Annotated in this window: 21 protein-coding genes and 1 pseudogene; 13 read left to right on the top strand and 9 right to left on the bottom strand. The window is 73.5% G+C overall.

Going from position 1 to position 25,425, the window contains the following annotated elements:
* Window positions 1-240: 240 nt before the first annotated feature.
* Window positions 241-1,350, bottom strand: a complete 1,110-nt coding sequence (locus OG403_RS01955; protein ID WP_329560863.1) for an FAD-dependent monooxygenase — start codon at window positions 1,348-1,350, stop codon at window positions 241-243.
* 189 nt (window positions 1,351-1,539) lie between these two features.
* Between OG403_RS01955 and OG403_RS01960 the strand changes: the two genes are divergently transcribed.
* On the top strand, window positions 1,540-2,541 hold the full coding sequence (locus tag OG403_RS01960) for a TetR/AcrR family transcriptional regulator C-terminal domain-containing protein (RefSeq protein ID WP_329560864.1): 1,002 nt from the start codon (window positions 1,540-1,542) through the stop codon (window positions 2,539-2,541).
* Window positions 2,542-2,557: 16 nt separating this feature from the next.
* Here OG403_RS01960 and OG403_RS01965 read toward each other — a convergent pair whose 3' ends face one another.
* Window positions 2,558-3,286, bottom strand: a complete 729-nt coding sequence (locus OG403_RS01965; RefSeq protein WP_329560866.1) for a ribonuclease H family protein — start codon at window positions 3,284-3,286, stop codon at window positions 2,558-2,560.
* A gap of 124 nt (window positions 3,287-3,410) precedes the next feature.
* Complete coding sequence (locus OG403_RS01970; RefSeq protein ID WP_329560867.1) at window positions 3,411-4,757, bottom strand: ricin-type beta-trefoil lectin domain protein; 1,347 nt, start codon at window positions 4,755-4,757, stop codon at window positions 3,411-3,413.
* A gap of 312 nt (window positions 4,758-5,069) precedes the next feature.
* On the opposite strand from OG403_RS01970, the gene OG403_RS01975 reads away from it, so the two are divergent.
* The 4 genes from OG403_RS01975 to OG403_RS01990 all read left to right on the top strand — a co-directional run bounded on the left by OG403_RS01975 (window position 5,070) and on the right by OG403_RS01990 (window position 8,751).
* Window positions 5,070-5,714, top strand: coding sequence for a restriction endonuclease (locus OG403_RS01975; protein WP_329560868.1), 645 nt, complete (start codon window positions 5,070-5,072; stop codon window positions 5,712-5,714).
* Window positions 5,715-5,863: 149 nt separating this feature from the next.
* Window positions 5,864-6,886 (top strand): alcohol dehydrogenase catalytic domain-containing protein, encoded by a 1,023-nt coding sequence (locus OG403_RS01980; protein ID WP_329560870.1) that lies wholly within the window; start codon window positions 5,864-5,866, stop codon window positions 6,884-6,886.
* Between the two features lie 260 nt (window positions 6,887-7,146).
* On the top strand, window positions 7,147-8,037 hold the full coding sequence (locus OG403_RS01985; RefSeq protein ID WP_329560872.1) for an aldo/keto reductase: 891 nt from the start codon (window positions 7,147-7,149) through the stop codon (window positions 8,035-8,037).
* Window positions 8,038-8,109: 72 nt separating this feature from the next.
* Window positions 8,110-8,751: a DUF2461 domain-containing protein gene (locus OG403_RS01990; protein ID WP_329560873.1), complete on the top strand. Its 642-nt coding sequence runs from the start codon at window positions 8,110-8,112 to the stop codon at window positions 8,749-8,751.
* 19 nt (window positions 8,752-8,770) lie between these two features.
* Here OG403_RS01990 and OG403_RS01995 read toward each other — a convergent pair whose 3' ends face one another.
* Window positions 8,771-9,772 carry an ArsR/SmtB family transcription factor gene (locus tag OG403_RS01995; protein WP_329560875.1) on the bottom strand — a complete coding sequence of 334 codons (1,002 nt, stop codon included), beginning with the start codon at window positions 9,770-9,772 and terminating at the stop codon, window positions 8,771-8,773.
* 70 nt (window positions 9,773-9,842) lie between these two features.
* Here OG403_RS01995 and OG403_RS02000 point away from each other — a divergent pair.
* Window positions 9,843-10,755 (top strand): annotated as a pseudogene (locus OG403_RS02000) (aldo/keto reductase).
* 110 nt (window positions 10,756-10,865) lie between these two features.
* Window positions 10,866-11,318 (top strand): hypothetical protein, encoded by a 453-nt coding sequence (locus tag OG403_RS02005; protein WP_329560877.1) that lies wholly within the window; start codon window positions 10,866-10,868, stop codon window positions 11,316-11,318.
* Window positions 11,319-11,372: 54 nt separating this feature from the next.
* Here OG403_RS02005 and OG403_RS02010 read toward each other — a convergent pair whose 3' ends face one another.
* The 4 genes from OG403_RS02010 to OG403_RS02025 form a co-directional block, all read right to left on the bottom strand.
* Complete coding sequence (locus OG403_RS02010) at window positions 11,373-12,449, bottom strand: PP2C family protein-serine/threonine phosphatase (protein ID WP_329560880.1); 1,077 nt, start codon at window positions 12,447-12,449, stop codon at window positions 11,373-11,375.
* Between the two features lie 180 nt (window positions 12,450-12,629).
* Window positions 12,630-14,738 (bottom strand): elongation factor G, encoded by a 2,109-nt coding sequence (gene fusA, locus OG403_RS02015; protein ID WP_329560882.1) that lies wholly within the window; start codon window positions 14,736-14,738, stop codon window positions 12,630-12,632.
* 362 nt (window positions 14,739-15,100) lie between these two features.
* Window positions 15,101-16,279, bottom strand: coding sequence for an aminotransferase class V-fold PLP-dependent enzyme (locus OG403_RS02020; RefSeq protein WP_329560883.1), 1,179 nt, complete (start codon window positions 16,277-16,279; stop codon window positions 15,101-15,103).
* 113 nt (window positions 16,280-16,392) lie between these two features.
* A complete protein-coding gene (locus tag OG403_RS02025; RefSeq protein ID WP_329560885.1) occupies window positions 16,393-16,695 on the bottom strand; it encodes a GlsB/YeaQ/YmgE family stress response membrane protein in 303 nt (100 codons plus the stop codon).
* A 232-nt stretch (window positions 16,696-16,927) separates the two neighbouring features.
* On the opposite strand from OG403_RS02025, the gene OG403_RS02030 reads away from it, so the two are divergent.
* The 4 genes from OG403_RS02030 (at window position 16,928) to OG403_RS02045 (ending at window position 21,191) form a co-directional block, all read left to right on the top strand.
* On the top strand, window positions 16,928-18,136 hold the full coding sequence (locus OG403_RS02030) for an FAD-dependent monooxygenase (RefSeq protein ID WP_329560887.1): 1,209 nt from the start codon (window positions 16,928-16,930) through the stop codon (window positions 18,134-18,136).
* 345 nt (window positions 18,137-18,481) lie between these two features.
* Window positions 18,482-19,783, top strand: coding sequence for a S53 family peptidase (locus tag OG403_RS02035; protein ID WP_329560889.1), 1,302 nt, complete (start codon window positions 18,482-18,484; stop codon window positions 19,781-19,783).
* 410 nt (window positions 19,784-20,193) lie between these two features.
* Window positions 20,194-20,622, top strand: a complete 429-nt coding sequence (locus OG403_RS02040; protein WP_329560891.1) for an SSI family serine proteinase inhibitor — start codon at window positions 20,194-20,196, stop codon at window positions 20,620-20,622.
* A 119-nt stretch (window positions 20,623-20,741) separates the two neighbouring features.
* Window positions 20,742-21,191, top strand: a complete 450-nt coding sequence (locus tag OG403_RS02045; protein ID WP_329560893.1) for a hypothetical protein — start codon at window positions 20,742-20,744, stop codon at window positions 21,189-21,191.
* Between the two features lie 28 nt (window positions 21,192-21,219).
* Here OG403_RS02045 and OG403_RS02050 read toward each other — a convergent pair whose 3' ends face one another.
* Entirely contained in the window at window positions 21,220-23,214 is a 1,995-nt protein-coding gene (locus OG403_RS02050; RefSeq protein ID WP_329560895.1) for an ABC transporter ATP-binding protein, read from the bottom strand.
* A 279-nt stretch (window positions 23,215-23,493) separates the two neighbouring features.
* Between OG403_RS02050 and OG403_RS02055 the strand changes: the two genes are divergently transcribed.
* A complete protein-coding gene (locus OG403_RS02055; protein WP_329560896.1) occupies window positions 23,494-24,225 on the top strand; it encodes a TetR/AcrR family transcriptional regulator in 732 nt (243 codons plus the stop codon).
* Window position 24,226: 1 nt separating this feature from the next.
* Window positions 24,227-25,381 carry an FAD-dependent oxidoreductase gene (locus OG403_RS02060; protein ID WP_329560898.1) on the top strand — a complete coding sequence of 385 codons (1,155 nt, stop codon included), beginning with the start codon at window positions 24,227-24,229 and terminating at the stop codon, window positions 25,379-25,381.
* Window positions 25,382-25,425 lie beyond the last annotated feature (44 nt).

The raw sequence follows: 25,425 nt of genomic DNA on the forward strand, positions 1-25,425 counted from the left end.
CGGCCGGATGATGATGAACACCACCGTCTGGGGCAATGGCACCATCAGCGCCATCGTCATCCGCCCGTAGCTCGGCCGAGCGAAGGTCCGACCGTGAGCCACCCACTCAGTCAGCGAGCAGACTCATCGGGTTCCCGGCGGAGAGCTCGGCTGGTGGCTGTGCGCCCTCGCGCAGCCACCAGCCGAGTTGGGCGGGTAGGTCAGTAGCCGGCAGGCGAGCGCTCAAGGGCGCCGCCCCGGTCAGCCGTCGAGGTCGATCGCGTTCTTGGCCCGTTCGACCGACTCCTCGGCGGCCGGGCCGCCGGGGTTCTCCGTGGCCAGCGCCTGGTTGAGCTCGACGAACGGGCGCATCCGTGCCTCGTAGCCGGCCAGCGCCGCGCGGTGGTCGCCGGCGGCCCGGCCGAGCGCGTCGGCCAGCACGTAGGCGCCCACCAGGGCCAGGCTGGTCCCCTGGCCCGACAGCGGGGAGGCGCAGTAGCCCGCGTCGCCGAGCAGCACCGCGCGGCCCTGCGACCAGCGGTCCATCCGGACCTGGGCCATCACGTCGAAGTAGAAGTCGGGCGCCTCCCACAGGGCCTTCAGCAGCCGGGGGGTCTCCCAGCGCAGCGAGGCCATCCGGTCGGCGACGAACTGCTTCTGCGCTTCGGGGGCGAGCCGGCCGTCGGCGGGCGGCTCGCCCCCGAAGCCGAAGGTGATCCTCAACTCGGTGTTGTCGCGCACCGGGTAGATGCCGTAGCCGGCCTCGCCGTCCCTGAGCCACTGCTGCCAGTGCGCCAGGCCCAGGAAGTTGTCCGCGCTGAAGATCGCCGCGCAGGAGCCCAGGTGCTGGGTGAACCGCTCCGAGGGCCCGAAGACCAGGCGTCGCACGGCCGAGTGCAGGCCGTCGGCCCCCACCACCAGGTCGAAGGTGCGCGGGCCGCCGTGTGCGAAGGCGACCTGGACGCCGTGCTGGTCCTGGTCGATCGCGGTGATGCTGTCGCCGAAGACGAACTCGGCTTCGGCTGCGGCCCGTTCGTGCAGCAGCCGGACCAGGTCCTCGCGCAGCAGCTCGATGTCCTCGCTGTCGAGCCGGCCGCTGCTGAACGTCTCCTCGGTGGACCGGTGGATCTCGTTGCCGTCCGCGTCCAGCACCGACATGCCGCGCATCCGGGTGCGGTGGGCGCGTACCTGGTCCAGCAGGCCGATCCGCCGCACGACGTCGAGCGCCGCGCCGCGGATGTCGACCGCCTGGCCGCCGCCGCGCGGGCCCGGCGCGTGTTCGACCACCGTCGGGGCGAAGCCGTGGCGGCGCAGGCAGCAGGCGAGCGCGGAGCCCGCGACACCGGCACCGGAGATGAGCACAGTCTTCATCGAAAGCTCCTCAATACGCTGTACGTGCTGCTGAATGTACGGCGTATTTTCAGGCCCGCCAACTGCCAACTTTCCAGCACTGAGCTAGTACAGCTGGCGCGTTCCGGCGGTTCCCGCTGGTAGCGTCTGAGCTAGTACAGGTGCGGCGCGTGACATGACGCGCGGAAAAAATCCCAAGGAGCCGACCGCATGGCCTCCCGATCCGGTCCACCGTTCCGGCGCATCGCCGACGAGATCGCGCGACGCATCGCCGACGGCGAGCTCGCCCCGGGCGAACGCGTGCCCTCGACGCGGCAGATCTCCCGCGAGTGGGGAGTCGCGCTCGCCACCGCCACCAAGGCCCTCACCGCGCTGCGCCTGGAAGGGCTGGTCGAGGCCCGCCCCCGGGTCGGCACCGTGGTGGCCGCCGGGGCGGCGGCAGGGACGGCGGCAGCGGCGGCCGCCGGGGAGCGGGCGGCCGCCCGGCCGAGCCGCCGGACCGCCTCGGGGGCCGGCTCCGACCGTGAGCTGACCCGCGAGCGGATCGTCCGCGCGGCCGTCGACCTCGCCGACAGCGAGGGGCTGGCCGCGCTGTCCATGCGCAGCGTCGCCGCCCGGCTCGGTGTGGCCGCAATGTCGCCCTACCGGTACGTCAACAGCAAGGAGGACCTGCTGCTGCTGATGGCGGACGCGGCGTTCGGCGAGGAGCGCTACCCGGCCGAGCCGCCCGGGGGCTGGCGGGCCCGCCTGGAGCTCGGCGCGCGGACCCTGTGGCGGATCTACCGCAGGCATCCCTGGCTGGCGCAGATCGACTCACTCGGCCGCCCCTTGCTGGTGCCGAACCTGCTGGTGCACGCCGAGTGGGCGCTCGCCGCCCTGGACGGCCACGGCCTCGATCCGGTGACCATGTTCGACCTGCACGTCCTGCTCTACAGCCACACCCACGGCCTGGCGGTCCACCTGGAGCGGGAGGCCCAGGCCGAGGCCGCCACGGGGCTGACCGGGGACCAGTGGCTGGACCGCCGGGCGCCCGCCTTCCAGGAGATCACCCGGGCGACCGGGTACCCGGTGTTCGCCCGGGTCGTCGCGAGCTTGGGCCCCGCAGGCTACGACCTCGACCTGGACGCGCTCTTCGAATTCGGCCTGACCCCGCTGCTCGACGGCATCGCCGTCATCGTCGAGAACCCGCCGCCGGGCCGCACCACCGGGTGACCGGGTCGCCAGACCCTCAGGCCCGGGGCTGTGCGGCCGCGCACTGCGGATGTCCCCAGCTGCTGCCGACCTTGGTGATCGTGTCGCCCTTGGCGTAGGGGCGCGAGCACGGGCAGGTGCCGGGGAACCGCGCGGCCAGCGTCCGCGAACCACCCGAGGAGGCCCGCTTGGCCCCGGCGGCGGACGAGGCCTTGGCCGTGGACGCAGACGAGGACGAGGACGAGGAGCGGGCGGCCCGCGGCGCGGAAGCGGGGACCGGGTCCGGCACCGGAAGGTCGGCCGCGGTGCCGCCGGCGCCCTGCTGGGAGCGGGCCGCGTCACTGGCGGCCTTGTCGGCGATCGCGTTGAGCGGATCCCCGTTCACCTGGTGGGCCGGGACGTAGACGAAGGTGACGTCCCGCCCCTCCAGCAGGGCGTCGATGCGCTGGATCAGCTCCTGGTTGGCCACCGGCTTGCCGGCGGCGGTCCGGAAGCCGTTGCGCTTCCAGCCCGCCAGCCACTTCGTCACCGCGTCCCGGGTGTAGGTGCTGTCGAGGCGCACCTCCAGCGGAACAGCGGGGTCCGTCGCGCCCAGCAACTGCTCCAGCGCGGTCAGTTCGCCGATGTTGTTGGTGCTGTGCCCGAGCGGACCGGCCTGCCACTGCTGCGGCGCTCCTGTGCTGTCCGCGACCACGAAGGCCCAGGCAGCCGGCCCGGGGTTGCCCTTGGCCGCTCCGTCACACGCCGCGATGATTCGTTCAACCATGCCACGATGATCGCAGGTCGGGCGGCCGGGCCGGAATCGGCGCACCCGCCGCCCCGCTCCCCCGACCGCTCCCCCGGCCCGCCGAGAGGGTCGCAAAAGCCGGGGGAGGTGATATGACGCATCGTCAGGAGGGCAGGTTCCAGACCTGGTTGGCCGCTCCGGTGCAGTCCCAGATCTCCACCTGGGTGCCCGGCGTGGTGGACCACCCGGTGTCGTCCAGGCACTTGTTGGACTGGGGGTTGTAGAGCGACCCGTTGGACTGCGGTATCCAGACCTGCGAGCCGGTGTCGTTGCAGTCGTAGAGGTCCACCAGGGTGCCGTCCGCGGTGCCGCCGCCGTCCACGTCCAGGCACTTGCCCAGCACGTGCAGGGTGCTGCCGGCCTGGACGACCGTCCACTGCTGGGCGGCGGTGCCGTTGCAGGTGTAGACCTGCACCGGGTTGTAGTCGGCGGTGGAAGCCGAACGGTCGTCCAGGCACAGGCCGCCGTAGCCGGTGATCGCCGAACCGCCACCGCCACCGCCACCGCCGGTGGTGGTGTACGCCGCGACGTAGCCCACGCTCATCGTCGCGCCCGAACTGGTGGCGGCCGTCGGCGTGGTGCACCCGCAGACGCCGTTGGGGAAGCCGCCGCCGATGGCCAGGTCGAAGATGATGGACAGGTTGTGGTCGAAGGCCTGCTGCCAGGTGGCCGTGCCGACCTGGGCCTCCGACACGCTGAAGTACGCGTTGCCGTCGAGGTACCAGGTGACCGACTCGGCGGCGGTGTTGGTGCGGTCCAGGATCATCGAGTAGGTGTGGTAGCCGCCCTGGCAGCCGGAGCAGGCGACCAGCCCGCTGCCGATGCCGTTGCTCTCGTTGCACGGGCCGCCCGGGTCGGTGCCGCAGTGGATCGTGCCGGCGACGTTCGACAGCGCGTTGACGTCCTCCATGATGTCGATCTCGCCGTTCTCGGGCCACTGCCCCGGGCCCAGCATCCAGAAGGCCGGCCAGTAGCCCAGCCCGCTGCCCGGATCGGGCTGCATGATCGACGCCGTGACCTCGAGCTTGCCGCCGGCCGGCGCGCCGACGTCGGCACTCGGCGTCTGGATCCGGCCCGAGGTCCAGTTGCCGCCGTTGTTCAGGGCGGTGATGTCCAGGTGGCCGTTGCCGTCGAGGTACACGTTGGAGGTCGAGTTGGTCATCGTCTCGATCTCACCGGTGCCGAAGTTCGAACCGGGGCCGGTGTCGTAGATCCAGTTCGACCCGGACGGCGGCGAACCGGCCGCGCCCGAGAAGTCGTCGCTGAACACCGTCGTCCAGCCCGCCGGCGGCCCGGGGACGGTCGCCGCGGTGGCGGCCGGTGCCCGGGTCAGCAGCGCGAGCAGCATGCCCAGGATCGCCAGCACCGCGAGCCGGCGACTGGGGTGGGCGAGGACGTGGAAGAAGTGAACGCGCCGGACGGTGCTCCGGCGCGGAAGGTCACGGGTCATCTGCGGCTCCCGGCAGAAGGGGGGCGCGGGCCCGGCGGACGAGGTGGGGGCCGGTCCCGCGCGTGCGGAGCTACTGGATTCATCCCATCAGGTACCTGGCTGGCGTTCATTCAACTCCTGTACCTGTCAACGCGTCAAGGCGTCGGCAGAACGTTCCGTCAGGTCAACTCGTGAACGCGGCGGGCCCGCGCGCGAGCGGGCCGACGGCGGGACCGGCCGACTTCCTGAGCACGGTGCGGAGCCCGTTGGCCGTTCGGCCCTCAACGCCCGGCGTGGTGCTCCACAATGATCCTGGAGAGCAAGGGGGACTCTGTGGCAGCATCGCGCCGTCCTGCACGACGACCGGGCCGGCGCCCGGCCCGGCGGCGTTCCGGCGGCCCGGGGCCGCTGCTCGCCGCCGGCGTCCTGCTGCTGCTCCTGATCGCGGCCGTGCGCGTGGTGGCCGCCCACCCGGTCGCCGCCACCCTGACCGGACTGGGCGGGGTCGGCGCCGTGGTCGCGGCGATCGTCGTCCGCGGCAGGCAGCAGGCCGCCCGGCAGGCCGTCGAGACGGTGCGGATCAGCCACATCGGCGCCTACCATCGGATGACCCCGCGCGAGTTCGAGCACGCGCTGGCCGCGCTCTGCCGGCGCGACGGCTGCACCGACGTCCGGGTGGTCGGCGGCGCCGGGGACCTCGCCGCGGACGTCATCGCGACCGCCCCGGACGGTCGGCGGATCGTCATCCAGGCCAAGCGGTTCGGGCCGAGCAGCAGCGTCGGCAGCGGCGACGTCCAGAAGGTCAACGGCACCTACGCCGCCATCCACGGCGGCCAGCTCGCCGCGATCGTCACCACCTCGCGGTTCACCCGCCCCGCCGCCGAACTCGCGGCCCGGGTCGGCATTCGCGCCTACGACCAGCAGGCGCTGGCCGGCTGGGCCTCGGGGACCGGGCCCGCGCCCTGGGACAGGTTCTGAGTGCGACCGCCACCCGGCGGACCCGGCCGGTGGCAGCGGCGCCGCCGACGGCCCAGAGTTGTGGGGGTGGGGACGCCGGCGCCACCGCGGACACGGCCCCGCCACCGCCCCGCCACCGCCTGACCCCCGCCTGAGGAAGGACCTCCGCCATGCCCATCAGCACCCGAGCCATGCAGGTCGCCGAGCCCGGCACCGGCTTCCGCCTCGTCCAGGTCGACACGCCGGAACCCGGCCCCGGGCAGGTCCGGGTCGTCGTCGAGGCGTGCGGCATCTGCCACTCCGACGCGATGATCACCGGCGGCCACATCCCCGGTACGACCTTCCCGGTGACCACCGGACACGAGATCGCCGGCCGGATCGAGTCGATCGGCGAGGGGGTCGAGGGCTGGCAGGTGGGCACCCGGGTCGCGGTCGGCTGGTACGGCGGCGGCTGCGGGTACTGCGACGCCTGCCGCGAGGGCGACGGCGTCAACTGCCCCCGGCTGCGGATTCCCGGGGTCGCCTACCCCGGCGGGTACGCCGACGCGGTGCTGGTTCCCGCCGTCGCGCTGGCGCGGATCCCGGACGGGCTGACCGCCGTCGAGGCGGCGCCGCTGGCCTGCGCGGGTGTCACGACGTTCAACGCGCTGCGCCGCAGTTCCGCCCGCGCCGGCGATGTCGTGGCGATCCTCGGCGTGGGCGGCCTGGGACACCTGGGCGTGCAGTTCGCGGCCCGGATGGGTTTCGACACCGTGGCCATCGCCCGCGGCGCGGACAAGGCGGAGCTCGCCCATCAGCTGGGGGCCGAGCACTACATCGACAGCACCGGCGAGGACGTCGCGAAGGCGCTGCAGCGGCTCGGCGGCGCCAAGGTGGTCCTCGCCACGGTGACCAACGGCGCCGCGATGGCCGCCACCGTCGACGGGCTGGCGCGGCGCGGGGAGCTGATCATCGCGGGTGCCACCGCCGACCCGCTGCCGATCAGCGGACTGCAGCTGCTGGGCGGCACCCGGCGCGTCTACGGCCACGCCTCCGGGATCGCCACGGACACCGAGCAGACGCTGCGCTTCGCCGCCCAGACCGGCGTCCGCCCGTGGACCGAGGAGGCGCCGCTGGAGGAGGCGGGAGCCGCGTTCGAGAAGATGCTCAGCGGGGCGGCCCGGTTCCGGATGGTCCTCACCACCGGCCGCTGAACGACACCTGGAACGGCCGGGGCCCGGGCCGCGTGATCCGACGCGGCCCGGATCCGTCGCGGCCCGGATCCGTCGCGGCCCGGGGTTCGGGCCCTTCTCCCCAACGCCCTTGGCCTGCTATGATGTTGGCCATCACCTGAGCCTTCCCGGTGCGGATTCCGATCCGCCGGGGAGGCTTTTTTCATGCCCGGGGCCAGGCGCCCCCGGCTCCCCCGGTGCCGTTGCGACCACCGGCCCGCCCGACTCGCACAAGGAGATCCATGCCACTCTCACAGACGAACACCGCTGCTGCGGCCGGCAGTTGGCGACTGGGTGAGCTGACCGTCAACCGGGTCGGCCTCGGCACCATGCGCCTGACGGGCACCGCGCCCTTCGACCTCGGTGTGCCGCGTGACCGGGAGCAGTCGATCGGCGTGCTCCGGCGGGCGATCGAGCTGGGCGTGAACCACCTCGACACCGCCGCGTTCTACTTCTCGGCGACGCGCTCCGCCAACGAGCTGATCAACCGGGCACTGGCGCCGTACCCGGAGGATCTGGTGATCACCACCAAGGTCTGGCCGGGCCGCGATCCCTCGGGCGCGTGGTGGTGGGCCGCGCCCGAGCAGCTGCGCGGCCAGGTCGAGGAGAACCTGCGCCAACTCGGCCGTGACCACCTGGACGTGGTGAACCTGCGGGTGCCACCGAGCCGCCGAACCGGCTCGATCGCCGAGCACTTCGGCGCGCTGGCCGAGCTGCGCGAGGCCGGGCTGATCCGCCACCTCGGCATCTCCAACGTCACGTCCACGCAGCTGACCGAGGCGCTGGCCGTCGCGCCGGTCGTCTGCGTGCAGAACCCGTACGGGCTCGGCGCGTCGAGCCAGGACCAGGAACTGCTGCGGCGCTGCGGCGAACTCGGCATCGCCTTCGTGCCGTTCTTCGCGATCGCCGGCCCGGGACGTCAGGCGGGACCGGGCGGTGACGACAGCGAGGCGGTGCGCGCCGTCGCCGACGCGCACCGGGTGTCCGCCGCGCAGGTCCGGCTGGCCTGGACCTTGCGGCAGGGCCCGCACGTGCTGGCCATCCCGGGGACCGGCGATCCGGACCACCTGCGGCAGAACGTGGCGGCCGGCGCGCTGCGGCTCTCGGACGAGGAGCTGGCACGGCTCGGCTGACCACGTCCGGCCGGGCGGTGGCGCCTCGATCACCGCCCGGCAGGCGGGGTGGCCGCCCGATAGCCTGGCAGCGTGACATTCGAAGGCTGGCAGGACGAGGCGCTGGAGTTCTACGAGCGCCTGGAGATCGACAACTCGAAGGGTTTCTGGGCCGAGCACAAGGAGCTCTACGAGCGCGCGGTGCGCGGGCCGATGGTGGAGCTGCTGGCGCGGCTGGAACCCGAGTTCGGGCCGGGAAAGATCTTCCGCCCCAACCGGGACATCCGGTTCAGCGCCGACAAGACGCCGTACAAGACCCACCTCGGCGGCCACCTGGAGGCCGGGGGCTACATCCAGCTCTCCGCCGACGGGTTGGCCTGCGGCAACGGCATGTACCAGCTGGCCGCCGACCAGTTGGAGCGCTACCGTGCCGCCGTCGCCGAGGACCTGACCGGCGCCGAGCTGGAACGGGTGATCGCCCGAGTGGCCGCATCGGGCCCGGTGGTCTCCGGCCGCGATCCGCTGAAGACCGCACCGCGCGGCTACCCCAAGGAGCACCCGCGGATCGGCCTGCTGCGCAACAAGGGCCTGGTCGCCTGGCAGCAGTGGGAACCCGCCGACTGGCTGGGCACCCCTGAGGCGTACCGGCGGATCACCACGTTCCTGCGCGCCTCACAGCCGCTGAAGGACTGGCTCGACGCCCATGTCGGCCCCAGCGAGCTGCCGCCGCGCTGAACGCCGCACGGCGTGGTCGTCATCCCGCGCCGACGCCCGCCAGCACCGCCTCCGCCACCGCGGTCCGGGCGTAGAGCACCGAGCGGCCGGCCCGGTGGGCGCTGACCAGTCCGGCGTCGCGCAGGGCGGTGAGGTACTGGGAGACCCCCGGGGCGGAGAGGCCGGTGCGGCGGGCCAGTTCGGTGGTGGAGGCCGGGGTCTCCAGTTCGGCCAGCAGCAGGGTGCGCGAGCGGCCGAGGACGGCGGCGAGCGCGGCGGTCCCGGCGAGCGGCCGGGGTTCCCAGAGATTACCGGCACCGCGTGCCGGATAGGCGAGTTGGGGCGGCTGCGGCGGGGTGAGGCGGGTGCGCAGGCCGGGACCGGCGAAGGCGGACGGGATCAGCAGCAGGCCGGCGCCCGCGCGCTCCCGGGACAGGGTCCGGGCGGGCCGGGCCAGCTGCAGCCCCCTCTCGTCCCACCGCATCGCCGGGTGGAGGTCGTTGAAGAGGTGCCCGGCGCCGTACTCGGCCACCTGGCGGGCCCGGTGGAGGACGTCGGCGTCGAGCAGGGCGCGGATCCGCGCCCAGTAGGGGGCGATCGCCAGGTCCCAGTAGGCCTCGATCGCCTCGGTGACCTTGGCCAGGCGGGTCTGCGGCTCGGCGTACAGGCTCCGCAGTCTCGGGCCGAGCGAACCCTGGTGGTACTTCAGGTGGTCGAGGTCGCTGCGGACCTGGTCGGCGGGGGTGGCCAGGATCGCGGCCAGCTCCTGCGCCAGGGTCGGGGCCGGTCCGGCGGGTGCCGGGTTGAGGAAGTCGGGGACGTAGCCCGAGGGCGGGATCAGCTCGGCGAGCCATCCCCGGGCCGGGGCGGCCGCCGACAGCCGAGGGCGTACCTGCTCGACCCAGCGCCGGTGCACCGGGTGTGCGGGCTGCGCGGGGTCCCGGGTCAGCAGCCGGAAGCTGGGCGTGATCTCCCACATCGGTGAGACGGCGAACCGCAGTTGCGCCAGGTCGCTCGCGGTGAACGTCAACTCGGCCGGCATGGCCGCCCTCCAGGATTCAGCTATGCCCTAATCAATGGCGGCCACGCTACCGCGTGGCGATCATTCCGGCATGACCTCCACCATCACCACCACCACCGCGACGGCGGGCAGCTGGCAGCTCGGCGACCTGACCGTGCGGCGGATCGGGTTCGGCGCGATGCGCCTGACCCAGCGCGGCGAGGCGTTCGCCGCCGACGCCGTGCCGAGCGATCGCGGGCAGGCGATCAGCGTGCTGCGCCGCGCGGTCGAACTCGGCGTCAACCACCTGGACACGGCCGCGTTCTACTTCTCGCCGCTGCGCTCCGCCAACGAGCTGATCAACCGGGCGCTGGCCCCCTACCCGGACGACCTGGTGATCACCACCAAGGTCGGGGCCGAGCCGGGCCCCGTCGGGCGAGTTCCTGCCGCACGCCACCGCGGCGCAGCTGCGCGGCCAGGTGGAGGAGAACCTGCGCCAACTCGGCCGCGACCACCTCGACGTGGTGAACCTGCGGATCCTGGGAGCCGATTCGATCGCCGAGCGGTTCGGCGCGCTGGCCGACCTGCGCGCGGCCGGGCTGATCCGCCACCTCGGGCTCTCCAACGTCCATCCGCACCAGCTCGCCGAGGCACGGGCGATCGCGCCGGTGGTCTGCGTGCAGAACCGGTACGGCCTCGGCATCCGCCCCGATCACGACGAGTTCCTGCGCGCCTGCGGCCGGCAGGGCATCGCCTACGTGCCGTTCTACTCGATCGCCGGGACCGGCGGCCAGGCGGGCGCGAGCGGCGAGGAAAGTGCCGAGGTGCTCGCCGTCGCCCGGGCCCACGGCACGAGCGCGGCGCAGGTCCGGATCGCCTGGACGCTGCACCGCGGTCCGCATGTGCTGGCCATCCCCGGCACCGGCAACCCCGAGCACCTGGCGGCCAACGTGGCCGCCGGCGCGCTGCGGCTCAGCGAGGACGAGCTGGCCGTCCTGGAGGCCGTTCATCGATGCGCCGGTTGATCCCGTGTCAAGCGCCTCCGGGGCACCACTCTCGAACAGCAGTGCCTCTTTCGGGGGATATTCCGGCAACCGGGTCACCCGGCGTTCAACGGCCGGTTACCCTCGGCGGCGTGGAGCACAAGATGAATCCCGCCGATGTGGCGCTGCAGGACCAGATCCGGGCGGCCAGCGCGGACGCGGCGGGCCTGGGGGTGGCGGAGGGCTGGGGAGCGCCGCGGAAGATCTCCGTCGAGCAGGCACCGCAGTGGTACCGGACGGCCTCGGCCACCATGCAGCAGGCGCTGGCCAGCGGCGAGCTGACGTACTGCGCGCATCTCGACGGCGGTCCGCAACCGGTGGCGCTGCTGGCCGAGGAGCCGAAGCGCTGGTACTGCCTGCCCTGCTTCCGGCGCGCGCAGGCCACCCGCCGGTGCCTGGGCTGCGGGGCGCCCTCGGGTGAACTCACGCCGCGCGGTAGGCACGAGGACGTGATCCAGGGGCCGGTGGTGACCTACTCGATGGTCCGCTGCCCGGCCTGCTACCAGCGCGGTCGCACGGTGCCGGCCACCTTCGGCCGGGGCTGACCGCGGCTCTCCGCGCCACGGCTCCGTCATCACCTGCTGGACCACGTCCTGCGATCAGCCGCCGCCCGGCGGCCGGCGGGTCACCGCCAGCAGCGCCATGTCGTCGTCGCGCGGGCCGCCGGTCCACCACGCGACGTCCTCGGCCACGGCCTCCACCAGCTCCAGCGGCGACCCGTGCCACCCGAGGGTGGCCAGCCGCGGGGTGGGGTCGTAGAACTCCCCCGCGCTGTTCCTGGCCTCGGTCACCCCGTCGGTCACCAGCAGCAGCGTGTCCCCCGCCGCGAAGGGCCAGCTGTCGGCCACCGGGCGCGGGCCGCCGAGCGCGCCCATGCCCAGCGGCAGGCCGGGATCGCGGGCGTCCAGCCGGCTGACCAGTCCCCCGCCGCCCGGCAGCAGATAGGGCCCGGGGTGGCCGCAGTCGAGCAGCCGCAGCTCGTCGTGCTCGGGGTCGAACTCGCCGAGCAGCGCGGTGATGAAGCCCTCCATCCGCAGTTCCTCGCTGCCGTGCGCGACCTCGCGGATCAGGGTGTGCTCCACGGCGTCGGCGAGCGTGCACAGGTCGGGCTCCCGCTCGGCCGCCTCCCGGAAGGCTCCGAGCAGCACCGAGACGGCCCGCACCGCCTGCAGCCCCTTGCCCCGCACGTCCGCGATCATGACCCGGACGCCGAACGGGCTGTCCTGGACGGCATACGCGTCGCCACCGATCAGCGCCTCCGTCTGGGCCGAGCTGTAGTGGGTGCCCACGGCCAGCGGCCCGACCTCGGGCGGCGGGACGGGCAGCACGGCCTGCTGGGCCGTCCGGGCCACCGACCGCACCGTGCGCAACCGGCGCCCGTGCCGGGCGACCACCTGGTTGACCCAGAGCCCGACGGCCACCGCGAAGAGCGTGTTCAGCAGTTCGAGGTAGCCGCTGTTGTTGCTGACCGAGCCGTCGTGGGCGGTCAGCGCGAAGACCCCGAGGAAGATGGCGGCGCCGACGATCACGGTGCCCCGCAGCGAGAGCAGCGCGCCCGCCATCACGGCCGCCGCCGCCAGCATCGGGTCGCCCCAGTACTCGGTGGGTGCCTGGAAGTCCCAGATCAGCCCGCCGACGATCAGCGCCCACAGGGCGAGCCGGACGTGTCGGGGCACTCCTAAGGGCTTCGACGCCATGGCGACCATGCATCCCATCAGAGGGGCGGGGGCCATACCGATTTTATCCGCCCGGCGGCCAACCGGCCGGGGGACGGCCGACCCGGGCCCGCCCCCGGAGCGTCTCCAGGGGCGGGCCCGGCCGCGGGCGCCGACCGCACGGGCGGGCGCTACCGGGCGCTACCGGACGCGCAGGGCCTCGGCGAGCCCGCTCGGCACCGGGGCGTAGCCGGCGGGCCGGGTGGTGAAGGTGCCCCGGCCCTGGGTGCGCCCGCGCAGCCGGGTCGCGTAGCCGAACAGCTCGGCCAGCGGCACCGTCGCGGTGACCTGCGCCGTGCCGCCGCGCGCCGCCTGGCTCGAGACCCGGCCGCGACGGGCCGCCAGGTCGCCGAGCACCACGCCCACGGCGTCCTCCGGCACCGTGACCGTGACCTCGGCCATCGGCTCCAGCAGCGCCAGCTCAGCGGCCCGCAGCGCCGCCCGCAGCGCGAACCGGCCCGCCGTGCGGAATGCCAACTCCGAGGAGTCCTTGCTGTGCGTCGCCCCGTCGGTCAGGGTGACCCGCAGCCCGGTCACCGGATAGCCCCCGAGCGGCCCTTCGAGCAGGGCGTCCCGGCAGCCGGCTTCCACCGCCCGCACGTACTCCTGCGGCACCCGGCCACCGACCACGGTGGAGCCGAACGCGAACTCCGCCGCACCGGCCGCCCCCTCGGCGGTCTCGCCCGGGTCGGCGGCCAGCGGTGCCACGTCGATGACGACGTGCGCGAACTGCCCGGCGCCGCCGTCCTGCTTGACGTGCCGGTACACCAGACCGGTGACGCCGCGCACGACGGTCTCCCGGTAGGACACCTGCGGCCGGCCGACGCCCACCTCCACCCCGTGGGCGCGCCGGAGCTTCTCCACCGCGACCTCCAGGTGCAGCTCGCCCATCCCCGACAGCACCGTCTGCCCGGTCTCGGGGTCGGTGCGGACCACCAGCGAGGGGTCCTCCTCGACCAGCCGGGCCAGCGCCGAGGCCAGCCGCTCGGTGTCGCCGCTCCGGCGGGCCTCGACGGCCACCGAGACGACCGGATCGGCCACCGTCGGCGGCTCCAGCAGCAGCGGGGCCGACGGCGTGCAGAGGGTGGCACCGGCGCGGGCGGCCTTCGGTCCGACCACCGCGACGATGTCCCCGGCCACCGCCCGCTCCACCTCGAAGTGGCGGTCGGCCTGCACGCGCAGGATCCGCGCGATCCGCTCGGTTCGCCTCGCGCCCACGTCCTGCACCACCTCTCCCTTGCCCAGCGTTCCCGAGTACACCCGCAGGAAGGTCAGCCGACCGGTCGGCGCCGCCTGCACCTTGAAGACCAGCGCCGCGAACGGCTGCGCCGGATCGGCCGGCCGCTGCTGCTCGTCCGAACCCGCGGTGCCGCGCACCGGCGGCAGGTCGAGCGGCGAGGGCAGGTAGGCCACGGCGGCGTCCAGCAGCGGCTCGATCCCCCGGTTGCGGTACGCGGAGCCGCAGAGCACCACGACACCCGCGCCGGTGCGGGTCAGCTCGCGCAGCGCCGCGCTGAGCGTGGGCTCCGTGAGGGCCGAGGTGGCGCAGAACTCCTCCAGCGCCACCGGGTCCAGCTCCGCCACCGCCTCCTCCAGCAGGTGGCGCCGCCGGGCGGCCTCCTCGGCCAGGGCGTCCGGCACCGGGCCCTCGGTGACGGTGCTCTTACCGTCGGCCCAGACCAGGGCGCGCATCCGGACCAGGTCGACCACTCCGGTGAAGCCTTCCTCCCGGCCGATCGGCAGCTGGACCACCAGCGGGACGGTGCCCAGCCGCTCCCGGATCGAGGCGACCGCGCTGTCCAGCTCCGCCCCGACCCGGTCCAGCTTGTTGACGAAGGCGATCCGCGGCACCCCGTGCCGGTCGGCCTGCCGCCACACCGACTCGCTCTGCGGCTCGACCCCGGCGACGGCGTCGAACACCGCGATCGCGCCGTCCAGCACGCGCAGCGAACGCTCGACCTCGTCGGCGAAGTCCACGTGGCCGGGGGTGTCGATCAGGTTGACCCGGTGACCGTCCCAGTCGCAGCTGACCGCCGCGGCGAAGATGGTGATCCCGCGTTCGCGCTCCTGCGGGTCGAAGTCGGTGACGGTCGTGCCGTCATGGACCTCACCGCGCTTGTGCGTGTTGCCGGCCAGGAACAGGATCCGCTCGGTGACGGTGGTCTTGCCCGCGTCGACGTGCGCGAGGATCCCCAGATTGCGCACGGTGGCAAGGGGGTTGAAGGTGTTCGGGGGCAGGTTGGTACGCACGGCCGATGGCCTTTCCTGGTGTTCCGCATGAGGGCGGCGCGACTTCCCGGGCGCTGCGGCCTTCGGTCAGGCCGTCTCGCAGATCCCGACCCCGGCGCCAACCAGCGGGCAGGGGTCAGGACTTCGCCACGGGACTCCGGTGCCAACCGCGCAGCGGGCACCGGAGGGGCGAGGACACCAGAATCACCTCGGAGAGCGAGGAGGGGACGACGACAGCGATGCGGTCACGCATGGCTGGTCCCCCCTCTCATCGCGGGCGCACCGCCGCTCGGTTGGGCGGTGCGCGATCTGGAGGCGAGTGTAGGCAGGCCCGCGCGGCCACCGAAAGCGAAATAGCGTCCGGGTCCTGACGGGCCGACGGCTCAGCCGCGGCGCGACAGCGCCTCGCAGAGCCGGTCGATCTCCTCCTCGGTGTTGTAGTAGTGCACGGAGGCGCGCACCAGCGAGGCGAGCCCGCGGGCCTCGAGGTCCCAGCGGGCGGAAGTCACCACCGAGACCGACACGTTGATCCGCTCCGCCTGCAGTTCCTCGGCGATCCGGTGGCTGTCCCGGCCGTCGACGGTGAAGGAGACGATGCCGCTGAGCCGGGTCCCGCGATCCCGCACGAGCACCCCGGGCAGGGCGCGCAGGCGCTGCCGCAGGGTGTCGGCGAGCTGGGTGACGCGGGCCTCGATGGCGTCCAGGCCCAGGTCGAGGGCGTAGTCGACGGCGACCCCGAGGCCGATCTTCCCGGCGTAGGAGGTCTCCCAGCTCTCGAAGCGGCGGGCGTCCGCGCGCACCTGGTAGCTGTCGGCGCCGGTCCAGGTCGCGGCGTGCAGGTCGAGGAACGGCGGTTCCAGGTGCTCGCGGATGCGCGGTGAGCAGTAGAGGAACCCGGTGCCGCGCGGGCCGCGCAGGAACTTGCGGCCGGTCGCGGTGAGCAGGTCGCAGCCGATCTCGCCGACGTCGACCGGCAGTTGGCCGACCGACTGGCAGGCGTCGAGCAGGTAGGTGATGCCCGCCTCGCGGGCGACCTTGCCGATCTCGACCGCCGGGTTGACCAGGCCGCCCTGGGTGGGGACGTGGGTGACGGCGATCAGCTTGACCCGCTCGTCGATCAACTCCCGCAGGGCGTCGACGTCCAGCGCGCCGCTCTCGTCGTCGGGCACCACCTCGACCTGGACGCCGTGCCGGCGGGCGGTCTGCAGCAGGGCGATCGCGTTGCTGGCGTACTCGGCCCGCGCGGTCAGGATCCGGTCGCCCGGGGCCCAGGGCAGCGAGTAGAAGCCCATGTCCCAGGCCCGGGTGGCGTTCTCCACCACCGCGATGTCCTCCCGGGCGGCGCCCACCAGCCGGGCCAGCGCGTCATAGGTGTGCTCCAGGCGATCGGCCCGCTCGGCGGCGGCCTCGTAGCCGCCGATCTCCTCCTCCAGTCGCAGGTGCTCCACCACCGCGTCCACCACCGGGCGGGGCGACAGGGCGGCCCCGGCATTGTTCAGGTGCGTGACCCGCTCGCAGCCCGCCGTGTCCCGGCGCACCCGCTCGACATCGATTCCCGTCATCCCCGCCATCCCCACCACTGCCCTCGGTCATCTTCGCGGTCCATGCGCTCTGATCTACCCCAGAACGCTCGGTCCCGCACCGATGTCCCCGACGGCCGCCGGCACTACCGGCACTACCGGCCGACTTTGCGCCGCCCCCAGGCCGGGCTGACCACGGCGACCAGCAGCACCGCGAAACCGATCTGCAGGATGTGGCGGATCCAGTCGATCCCCGAGGTGTGCCGCACCCCGATCCAGCCGGCCACCGCGTTGCCGAGCAGTGCGCCGAGCGCGCCGAGCACGACGGTGAGCCAGAGCGGAATCGCCTGCGGGCCGCGCAGGATCAGCCGGGCCAGGCCGCCGAGCACGAGGCCGATGATGAGGATCCAGATGATCTGGAACACGACGCCTCCCGAGTTGCCAACGGAGATGGACACTGCTTCGAGGCTATGGCGCGCCCGGCGGCCCGGCATCCGGGCCACCGACCGGCACCCCCTGCGCACTAGTGCGGCCAGCTGGACGGCGAGCCGCGTCCAAGGCGGCGAACGGGCGATCGAGCAGCCGCCGTCCGCCACTTGCGCACTAGTACGCCCAACCACTCAAGGCGCCAACCCCTAAGAAATTCGTGTTGCTTGTCAGCCGTGATGCGTACGGTGTACTCTCGCAGCCATGGAGAACACCGACATCCTCATCTCCGGCGCCAGCATCGCCGGCCCCGCCCTGGCGTACTGGCTACGCAAGGCCGGACACAACGTCACCGTGGTCGAGCGCGCCCCGGCGCCCCGGCCGGGCGGCCAGACGGTGGACCTGCGCGGCGCCGCCCGGGAGGTGATCGCCCGGATGGGGCTGATGGACCAGGCGCGGGCCATCACGGTCCAGCAGCGCGGCCTGGCCCTGGTCGACGCCACCGGGCGACTCACCGCGCGGATGACGGAGGACAGCTTCGGCGGCGAGGGGATCATCTCCGAGATCGAGATCCTCCGCGGCGACCTTGGCCAGCTGCTGTACGAGGCCACCCTGCCGAGGGTCGAGTACCTCTTCGACGACACCATCACCGGCCTGGTCCAGGACGAGGACGGCGTCAGCGTCACCTTCGAGAAGGCCGCCGCCCGGCGGTTCGGCCTGGTCGTCGGCGCGGACGGGCTGCACTCGACGGTCCGCACGCTGGCCTTCGGGCCGGCCGACGACCACGTCCGCCCGCTGGGCTTCTACAACGCCTGGTTCACCGCCGAGTCGGACCTGGACCTGGACGGCTGGTTCCAGATGTTCAACGCACCGGGTGGCCTGGTCGCCTCCGCCCGGCCCGGCCGCCTGCCGGGCGAGATCAAGGCGAGCCTCGGCTTCCGGTCGGCGGCGCTCGCCTACGACCGCCGCGACACCGCCGCGCAGCGGGAGCTGGTGGCGCAGCGCTTCGCCGGCGTCGGCTGGGAGGTGCCGCGACTGCTGGCCGGGATGCGGACCGCCACCGACTTCTCCTTCGACTCGGTGGGCCAGGTGCACCTGGCCAGCTGGTCGCACGGCCGGGTGGTCCTGCTCGGCGACGCCGGCTGGTGTCCGACCCCGATCACCGGACTGGGCACCAGCCTGGCCCTGGTCGGTGCCTACATCCTGGCCGGCGAACTCGGCAAGGCCGCCGGGAACCACCGCACCGCCTTCCGCGCGTACGAGCAGCTGATGCGCCCGTACGTCACCCAGGCGCAGCAGCTCCCGCCGGGCGGCGTCAACAGCTACGCGCCCACCGGTGCGCTGGCCATCCGGCTGCGCGCCATGTCGATGCGCTCGATGAGCCGCTGGCCGATGAGCAAGCTGCTCGCCGCGCAGGCCGAGAAGGCGGGGGACATCAAGCTGCCGACCTACGGGCAGTCGGCGGCGCGGTAGTTCGGCACGCCGATCGGCGACCAGGGGTTCGCACGACGATCGGCGTTGGGGGCTCGACCGGGGTGCTTGACCGGCAACCAGCGGCGCGGCAGGTCGACGCAATCCTGCCGCGCGCGGTTGCCGGTGCAGGTCCGGGACTTGATCGACAGCCAGGTGCGAGGATTCTGTGTGTTTCCTGGGAGGGGCATTGTTGTCATGGTCACGCGCCCCTACTCTCTTGCCCAGCCGCACAGTTGACCGGTCCCGACGACGGCACACCGTCAGCGACCGTGCGCGGCCGGCCAGAGGGCACCCCACGCCCGGACGGCCCTCCCCCACTGGTGCACCTCACAGAGGAGCAGGGTTTTGCGTACCCCCACGAGTTCGAAGGCCCGGCGTACCACGCTGGCCCTCACCGCCGCGACCGGTCTGGCGATCGCCGGGCTCGGCGTCGGCAGCCAGGCCGCGTTCGCCGGCACGGCCACCGCCCAGCAGGCCCACCACAAGGTGACGTTCACCCGGTCCTGCGCGGTTCCGCAGCACGCGGGCTACCTGGCCTGCAACGCCCTGCGGGTGACCGGCGGAAGCACCGTCAAGACCCACCTCGTGCACCCGGCCGCCGCCACCGGCGCCCGGCAGGCGAACGCCCAGGCCGACGCCACGGTGTCCGGCTACGGCCCGGCCGACATCCAGAGCGCGTACAACCTGGCCAGCGCCGCGGCGGCCAACGGCGCCGGCGAGACGGTGGCGATCGTCGACGCCCAGGACGACCCCAACGCCGAGTCCGACCTGGCCACCTACCGCAGCCAGTTCGGCCTGCCCGCCTGCACCTCCGCCGGCGGCTGCTTCAGCAAGGTGGACGAGAACGGCGGGACCAACTACCCATCCCCCGACTCCGGTTGGGCCGGCGAGATATCGCTGGACCTGGACATGGTCAGCGCCACCTGCCCGAACTGCAACATCCTGCTGGTCGAGGCCAGTTCGGCCAGCACCCAGGACCTGGGCACGGCGGTGAACCAGGCGGTCGCGCTGGGCGCCAAGTTCGTCTCCAACAGCTACGGCGGCTCGGAGTCCTCGGACGAGGTCAACGCCGACAGCTCGTACTACAACCACCCGGGCGTCGCGATCACGGCCTCGGCCGGTGACAGCGGCTACGGCGTGGAGTACCCGGCGGCCTCCCCGTACGTCACCGCCGTCGGCGGGACCTCGCTGACCCAGGACTCCAGCGCCCGCGGCTGGAGCGAGTCGGTCTGGGGCACCAGCGCCACCGAGGGCACCGGCTCGGGCTGCTCCGCCTACGAGACCAAGCCGACCTGGCAGACCGACAGCGGCTGCGCCAACCGCACCGTGGCCGACGTCTCGGCGGTCGCCGACCCGGCCACCGGCGTGGCCGTGTACGACACCTACGGCGCCTCCGGCTGGAACGTCTACGGCGGCACCAGCGCCTCCTCCCCGATCATCGCCAGCGTCTACGCGCTGGCCGGCAACCCCGGCGCGAACACCACGCCGGCCGCCGACCTGTACGCCGCCGACCCGTCCAACCTGAACAACGTCACCACCGGCTCCAACGGTGACTGCGGCGGCACCTACCTGTGCACCGCCGGCCCGGGCTACAACGGCCCGACCGGCCTCGGCACCCCGAACGGCACGGGCGCCTTCAGCGGCTGATCCGGCGCCGCCGTACCGCTCCACCTGATCCATCCGTTCCACCCGAACCACCGGCCATCGCGCGGGGCACCCCACGGTCCCGCGCGGTGGCCGGCTGCCGTTGGCGGTCCGTCGCCCATCGTGCCGCCGATCCGTCACTCGTGGTGCACCGACGTTCGACGGATGGTGGCCATCTCGGCCGTTCGGGAGTGGCCGACACGCCGGGGCCGGATCACGGGCCGGACCGGCGCAGCGGTGGCCGATGGGACTCATGGCGAGTCGTGGTGACCGTGGGACGGAGGTGCGGGCGGATCCCGGCCACCGGGGCGACGGCCGAGATTGGCCGTCGAACGCCGTCCGATTGCGTCCATGACAACTTCTTGTGGTGATACTGCCGAGTCCGTCCGGACAGTCGACCAAAGGAGTTCGATATGCGTACTCGCAGTGTCCTCATGGCAGTTGTCGGCGCCCTCGCCGGTGCCACGCTGGTGGCCGGCAGCGCGCTGCCCGCCGCCGCGCAGACCAGCCCCGCCGCCCCGGCCGGCCCCGACCTGCTGATCCTCTCGGTGACGGCGGCCGCCCAGAACACCACCACACCGGACCAGACCGTGACGCTCGACTGCGGCGGCGCGCAGCCCGCCGGGGACCACCCCGACGCGCCGGGCGCCTGTGCGGACCTGGTGGGCGCGCAGGGCGACTTCGCCGCCCTGACGCCGTCCCACGTGTTCTGTCCCGATCTCTACCTGCCGGTGACCGCCACCGCCGTGGGCTTCTGGGGCGGTCAACCCGTCATGTACCAGCAGACGTTCACCAACGAGTGCTCGTTGCAGCGGGCGACCGGGCGGGTCTTCGCGTTCTGACCCGGGGCCCCGGCAGTGGTGGGCGCGGTCGGTGGTGGCGAACCAGCCACCGCCGACCGCGCCCGCTCCCGCTCCCGCGTGCGACATTCTCCTTACCCACCGGCCGATACGATCGTCAGGTGTATGAGCTACGGATGACGCTGGCCGCCCACGAGGGCACGCTGCGGCGTTGGCTGCCGACCGCGTTCCGCACGGCCGGCTTCCTGCTGATGCCGTGGATCGTGGTCCTCGCGATGGATGTGAAGGGCCACTTCGGCGCGCGGAACCTCTCCAACTCCTGGGTCTGGCTGGACGTGATGGAGGTCTCGGCGCTCTTCCTGCTGGCCTCGCTGGTCCGCCGACGGCACCGCGCCACCAGCCCGGTGGCCTCGGCGACCGCGGTACTGCTCGGCATGGACGCGTTCTTCGACCTGTGGTCGGCCCACCGCGGCTCCTCCTATCTGCAGGCCAAGGCGCTCGCCTACTTCGCCGAGCTGCCCAGCGCCACCGTGCTCGCCGCGCTCTCCTGGTACTCGCTGGCCTGGGCCGCCGTCGCGGCAGCACCCCGGCCGGCCCCGGCCCGCCGCTGAGCGGTCCGCGGGCCGGCCCGGCCGGGCGCTACGCGCTGCCGGTCCGCTGGAGGGGGACGGCGCGGTCGCGCTGCAGGTCCAGCAGTTCGCGGAAGAGGCCGTCCGGCTGCGCGGCCAGCTCCGCCCAGCTGCCGCTCTGCACGATCCGGCCCTGGTCCAGCACGATCACCCGGTCCGCCACCGCCGCGTTCGCGATGTTGTGGGTGACCAGCAGCGTGATCCGCTCGGGGGCGAAGGCGCGCAGCGCGTGCAGGATCTTGTGCTCGGCCCGGGGGTCGAGGTCGGAGGTCGGCTCGTCCAGGATCAGCAGGCCGGGGTTGAGCGTGGTGCGGTAGAGGGCGCGGGCCACCGCCGCGCGCTGCCAGCCGCCGCCGGACAGCTCGGCGCCGCCCAGCCAGCCCTGCGCGAGCAGCGTCCGCCAGCCGGAGCGCAGCCGGGCCACCACTTCGTCGAAGCCGGTGTGCGCCGCCGCCCGGCGCACCTCGGCCATCAGGTCCTCGGTGAGCTGGCCCAGGTGCACGTTCTCGGCGGCGGCCAGCGGCCAGCGGGCGAACTCCTGCGGCACCCGGGCGACCCGGCGCCACATGCCCTCGGCGTCCAGCTCCTCGACCGGCACGCCGTCCCAGCTGATCTGCCCGCTCTGCGGCAGGTAGAGCCCGGCCAGGTGCTTGAGCAGGGTGGACTTGCCGCTGCCGTTCTGCCCGATCACGGCGACCACCTCGCCGCGCCGCAGCGTCATGCTGACCTCGCGCAGCGCGGGTTCCTGCTGCTCGCCCGGGTAGGTGTGGGAGAGCGCCTTGATCTCGACCAGCTCGGGCGCTGCGGGGACCACCGAGCCGCGCCGGATCCGGTGACCCCCGGCCTCGTCCAGGAACCTGAAGTAGTCGTCCAGGTAGAGGCCGGTGCGGTAGAGCCGGGCGCCGTTGCCCACCATGCCCTGCACACCGCCGGACGCCGTGCGCAGCGCGAAGGTGGCGGCACCGGCGGCGGCCAGGTCGATCCGGCCGCTGGCGACCAGGTAGAGCAGCACGCCCCAGATCAGCGCGCTCCCCGCGCCGGTGCCGAGCGCGGCCAGCAGCGAGACCATCGCCGCCTTCCGGGTGGCCTGGTCGGTGGCCGCGACGATCCTGGCCTCGGCCTGCCGGTACTTGGCCATCATGAACGGGGTGACCTGGTCGGACCTGACCTGGTCGGCACGGCCCTTGTCGATCAGGAACCAGCGGTAGATCCGCAGCGCCTGCCGCTCCTCGTTGGTGGTGACGGCGGCCAGGTAGTGGATCCGGGCGGTGCGCACGGCGGCGATGCCGGACGGCACCGAGCCGAGCAGCAGGAACGGGACCAGCCAGGGGTGCAGGGTGGCCAGCACCCCGGCCGCCGCGACCAGCGAGACCGTGGAGGCGATCACGTCCTGGGCATTGGAGAGCAGGTCAGGGGTGGTGGCCGCGCCCCGGTCGGCGGACTCCCACTGCTCGGCGTAGGCCGGTTCGTCGTACGCCTTGAGTTCGGCGGCGCAGCCGGCGGCGATCAGCGCGAGGTCCGCCTCCCGGTTGATCCGGGGCGCCACCTTGGTCGACAGGCTGGTCACGGTGATGCCGAGCACCGCGCGCAGCGCGGTGGCGGCGGTGAGCAGTGCCAGCGACGGGGCGGCGTGGCGCAGGTGCGCGCCGACCGGGCCGGGGACCAGCAGGGCGCCCAGCGTGCCGGTGGTGGCGTACAGCGCCAGTGCGCCGAAGATCCCGGAGAGCAGTTGGCAGCAGAGCAGCAGCACGGTGGCGGTGCGGTCGGCCTGCCAGGCCAGGGCGAGGGCGCGGCGGACGAGTTGGGGCAGGCGGCGCACCATCGCGGTGGCGGAGACCGACTCGCCGGCCCGGCGGCGGTTGTCGCCGTGGAAGTGCGCCCGGATCTGCTCGCTGTCGGCGGGCTCGACGTCGGTCTGCGCGGTGTCGGTCGGCGCGGCATCGGCGGGCTGGTGCCCGGTGTCGGTGGTCACGGTCTGCTCGGTTCTGACGGCGTGCTCGGACACACTGCTCCCCTGGTTCGGTGGGCTGACGGCGCGGCTGCGGGCACCCCTGCGGCTAAGGCCTGTCCGGGGCGGGTGCCGGGTGTGGTCCCCGATCCTGGCAGCGGTCTGACGGCCCCCTCGGCGTGTCCCGGCGGGTCTCACTCGATCCGGGCGAATCCGTGTCCGCGTCGGCGAGTTGATGGCAGTCGATCTTCGGAGGAGTCGGCCTGTCGCCGAATCGCTAACGAACACGTTCGTCCAGAACTTGTTCGTAACGAACGCGTTCGTTACGGTGGAGCCATGACAGCAGCCCCTCCCCCCACCCCCCGCAGCCGCCGCGAGCGCCCGGCGAAGCCCGCGCTGAGCCGGGACGGCATCGTCGCGGTCGCCGTCGAGGTGATGCGGGCCGAAGGCCTGGAGCGGGTCACCATGCGCCGCCTCGCGCAGGAGCTCGACACCGGTGCGGCCTCGCTCTACGTATACGTCCGCAACACCGCCGAGCTGCACGCCGCGATCCTGGACGAGCTGCTCGGCGAGGTCGACCTGGGCCCGGTGCGCGCCACCGGTGACTGGCGCGCGCGGCTGGCGACGGTGCTGACCTCCTACACCGCCGTGCTGTTCGAGCACCCGGGCCTGGCCCGCTCGGCGCTGGTCGCCCGGCCCAGCGGCGCGCACTACCTGGACCTGCTGGAGGCGCTGCTCGCGCTGCTCGCCGAGGGCGGGGTCCCCGCCGAGCGCGCCGCCTGGGCGGTCGACGTGCTGCTGCAGCTCGCCACCGCCAGCGCGGCCGAGCACGCCACCCGGGGCGAGGCGGACCACGCCCGGACCAGCGCCGAGATGGACGCCCTCGGCACCGCGCTGAGCGGCGCCGACCCCGCCCGGCACCCGCAGCTCGCCGCGCTCGGCACCGAACTGCTCTCCGGCACCGGCCAGGACCGCCTCGCCTGGAGCCTCCAGGTGCTGATCAGCGGCATTCTCCAGACACCGCGGCCGGACCGATCCGACGACCCCGAGCGACCCGAGGAGTACTGAGATGACCACCGAGCCCACCACCCATCACCCGATCGCCGTGGTCGGCGCCGGCCTCGGCGGCCTGGTGCTCGCCCGGGTGCTGCACGTGCACGGGATCGAGGCCGCCGTCCACGAGCTCGACCCCGCGCCCACCGCCCGCGCGCAGGGCGGCATGCTCGACATCCACCAGGAGTCCGGCCAGGCCGCGCTGCGGGCCGCCGACCTGCACGAGGAGTTCCGCGCGCTGATCCACGCCGGCGGCGAGGAGCTGCGGATCCTGGACCGGCACGCCGTGCTGCGGCTGCGGGAGGAGGACACCGGCGACGGCGGGCGACCCGAGGTCGACCGCGGCCGGCTGCGCGCGCTGCTGCTCGCCTCGCTGCCCCAGGGCACCATCCGCTGGGGTGCCAAGGTCACCGCCGCCGTGGGACTGGGCGACGGCCGCCACCGGGTGACCCTCGCCGACGGCAGCGCCTTCAGCACCGACCTGCTGGTCGGCGCCGACGGTGCCTGGTCGAAGATCCGCCCGCTGGTCTCCGACGCCTCGCCGGCCTACACCGGCATATCCCTGGTGGAGCTGGACCTGGTGGACGCCGACACCCGGCACCCGGTCAGCGCGGCCCTGGTCGGCGGCGGCATGTTCTTCGCGCTCGGTGACGGCCGGGGCTTCCTCGCGCACCGCGAACCCGACGGCAGCGTGCACGCCTACACCGCGCTGCGGGCGCCCCGGGGGTGGCACACCGCGATCGACTTCACCGATGCCGAGGCCGCCAAGGCCGCGCTGCTGGAGCACTTCGACGGCTGGGACGAGCGGCTGCGGTCGCTGATCGCCGACGCCGACGGCGCGCTGGTGCCGCGCGAGATCCACGCACTGCCCGTCGGCCACCACTGGCAGCCCACCCCCGGCGTCACCCTGCTCGGCGACGCCGCCCACCTGATGTCCCCCTTCGCCGGCGAGGGCGCCAACCTCGCCATGCTCGACGGCGCCGAACTCGCCGCCGCGATCGCCACTCACCCCGGCGACCCGGCCGCCGCCCTGGCCCGCTACGAGCAGGCGCTCTTCCCGCGCAGCGAGGCCGCCGCCGCCGATTCCGCCGCGAACCTGATCCGCTGCTTCAGCCCGACGGCGCCGCAGGAACTGCTCGACCTGTTCGCCGCCCACCGAACAACCGGCTGACCCCGGGCCGACCAACCTCTGGCCGATTGCCCGAACGCGGCCCC

Source organism: Kitasatospora sp. NBC_01266 (genome assembly GCF_036242395.1).
Lineage (GTDB): Bacteria > Actinomycetota > Actinomycetes > Streptomycetales > Streptomycetaceae > Kitasatospora.